The 2,393-nt window shown below is 67.0% G+C and carries 3 protein-coding genes and 1 tRNA gene; 2 read left to right on the top strand and 2 right to left on the bottom strand.

Annotation, left to right across the window (positions count from 1 at the left end):
• On the top strand, window positions 1–636 hold a 636-nt coding region (locus E0L93_RS15545; protein ID WP_132693001.1), incomplete at its 5' end, for a nucleotidyltransferase family protein.
• Here the strand turns inward: E0L93_RS15545 and E0L93_RS15550 are convergent.
• Together E0L93_RS15550 and E0L93_RS15555 are read right to left on the bottom strand one after the other, a co-directional pair.
• Complete coding sequence (locus E0L93_RS15550) at window positions 617–1,264, bottom strand: phosphoribosyltransferase (protein ID WP_132693002.1); 648 nt, start codon at window positions 1,262–1,264, stop codon at window positions 617–619. The two genes, E0L93_RS15545 and E0L93_RS15550, sit on opposite strands and share 20 nt — an antisense overlap.
• Before the next feature lie 6 nt (window positions 1,265–1,270).
• Window positions 1,271–1,966 carry a response regulator transcription factor gene (locus E0L93_RS15555; RefSeq protein WP_132693003.1) on the bottom strand — a complete coding sequence of 232 codons (696 nt, stop codon included), beginning with the start codon at window positions 1,964–1,966 and terminating at the stop codon, window positions 1,271–1,273.
• A gap of 167 nt (window positions 1,967–2,133) precedes the next feature.
• Between E0L93_RS15555 and E0L93_RS15560 the strand changes: the two genes are divergently transcribed.
• A tRNA-Arg gene (locus E0L93_RS15560) sits at window positions 2,134–2,207 on the top strand.
• The last annotated feature ends 186 nt before the right edge of the window (window positions 2,208–2,393 follow it).

Here is a 2,393-nt window from a genome sequence, read left to right on the forward strand (position 1 = left end):
CGCGTCTCGGACACCTCAGAGTACGGGGTCGTGGAGGTGGACCGGGAGGGCAACATCCTGGGCTTTCAGGAGAAGCCCGAGCCCGAAGAAGCGATAAGCACGCTGGCCAATACCGGTATCTACGTGCTGGAACCCGAAGTCCTCCGGTACGTTCCCGAAGGGACCTTCTTCGACTTTGCAAGAGACCTCTTCCCCAGGCTGCTCGAGGCCGGTGAGAGGTTCGTCGGCTATGAGGGGGACTTCTACTGGTCGGATATTGGGAACCTGAGCGCCTACCGGGAGGCTCAGTACGACGTGCTCACGGGCCGGGTGCGGGTACGCATCCCGGGCGAGAAGCGGGGCGAGAGCCTGTGGGTAGGCGAGAACGCCCACATACACCCCTCGGTCACCGTCGAGGGGCAGGTCGTGATCGGGCGGGACGCCGTGATCGGGCGCGGCGTGACCCTCGCCGGGGACGTGACGGTGGGTTCGGACTGCTGGGTGCGCCCCGGCGCAACCATCAAGCGCAGCATCCTGCTGCCCGGGGCCAACGTCGGGGACAACGCCTACCTCGAAGACTGCATCGTGGGCCACGGCTACGACGTACGCCCCGGGGAGCAGATCCGGGGCGGCGCGCTCATCCGCCGGGTCCGCTGAACTCCTTCAGGATCCGGATGACGTCCTCGTCGGTCACCGGGTTGAAGTCCTCATAGTAGTAGCCGACGGCCTGCAGATCCTCCGGCACGAGCGGACAGACGACCTCGTCCGCCGATTCCCGCAGCCGCTCCAGGCCCTGCCGGCTCGCCACCGGGGCGGCGAAGACGATCTTCCGCGGGCCGTGCTCCCCGGCGGCCGCAACGGAAGCCTCGGCCGTGCTCCCGGTCGCCAGCCCGTCGTCTACCAGGATCACGATCCTGTTTCTGAGCGGCAGCATGTCCCGGCCCCGGCGGTAAATCTCTGAACGGCGCTCCAGGATCTCCACCTGCCGCTCTATCTCGCGCTCCAGATACTCTTCCGGGACCTCCAGGTAGTGCACGAAGGTCCGGTTCACCAGCGGCTCGCCGCCCTCCGCGACGGCCCCAATGGCGAGCTCGGGATTGCCGGGAGCGCCGAGCTTGCGCACGAGCATCACGTCCAGGGGGGCATCCAGGCGGCGGGCGACCTCGGCCGCCACCACTATCCCGCCGCGCGCCAGGCCCAGAACCACCACGTTCCCGCGGCCGGCGTACCCTTCCAAAAGCTCCGCCAGCCGGGCTCCGGCCTCCGAGCGGTTCCGGTAGCGCACGGCGGCTCAGTCCTCTTCGGGGCTGGCGAGCCGGTACCCGAACCCCCGGACGGTCTCTATCACGCGGGGGGTGTGGGAGTCGTCGCCGAGCTTCTGGCGCAGGCGCTGCACGTAGACGTTCACCGTGCGTTCGTCTATGTACTCGTCCTCGCCCCACACCTGCCGCAGCAAAGATTCGCGCGAGAAGACCCGTCCGGGACTCTGGGCGAGGGTGAAGAGCAGCTTGAACTCCCGCGGCGAGAGATGCACCAGCCGCCCCTCGCGCCGCACCTCCACGCGGTCCATGTCTATCTCCAGGTCTCCCACGGTGATCCGGCCCGGACTCCCGCTGCCGGTCCGGTCGCGCTTGCGCAGGATCTGCTTGATGCGCGCGATGACCTCCCGGGGGTTGGCAGGCGAACGCATGTAATAGTCCGCTCCGAGCTCTATCCCCACGATACGGTCCATCGTGTCTTCGTCCCTGAGCAGCGCGATGGACGGGACGTTGGCCCGCTGCTGGACGGCCGAGATCACCGAGAATCCCCGCTCGTCCGGCAGCCGGTTGTCCACCACGACCACGTCCGGCAGCCGCTTCTCCGCTATCTCCCGGGCCAGCCGGCCGGTCCCCGCGGGCAACACCGACCACCCCTCCCGGGAGAGCGCGCGGCGCAGGACCAGACGCTCCTCGTCGTCCCCGATGGCGATGAGAATGGACGCGCTCACGGTCGCAGGTGCTCTCCCTCTCTTCTCCGGTATGACGCTCTCATTCTACTCTCTGCGGCTGCTGAAGAGCCACCTTACTGCCCAGCTTACCCGGAGGCGGCCCGGAGCGAATCCCCGCGGCGACTTGAGATGGGACCGGGGCAGCGGTATCATATGGATACAAACTCGCGCTCGTAGCTCAGCCGGATAGAGCACGTGACTACGAATCACGGGGTCGCAGGTTCGAGTCCTGCCGAGCGCGCAGATAAAATCCCTGCAAATCGCAGGAAAAACCCCCGGACGGCAATCCGGGGGTTCTCTATTTGACACCAATGCGGGCTAGCCCAGAGCCTCCTCTATCCTGAATTATTCATGAGCGAGTTCCGGGTCTGCTGAGGAGAGCACGTGCCAGAGGCGTTGGCCCGGGTGCCCCGAGGCCAGATGCAGG

The sequence above is a fragment of the Rubrobacter taiwanensis genome (genome assembly GCF_004337705.1).
Lineage (GTDB): Bacteria > Actinomycetota > Rubrobacteria > Rubrobacterales > Rubrobacteraceae > Rubrobacter_C > Rubrobacter_C taiwanensis.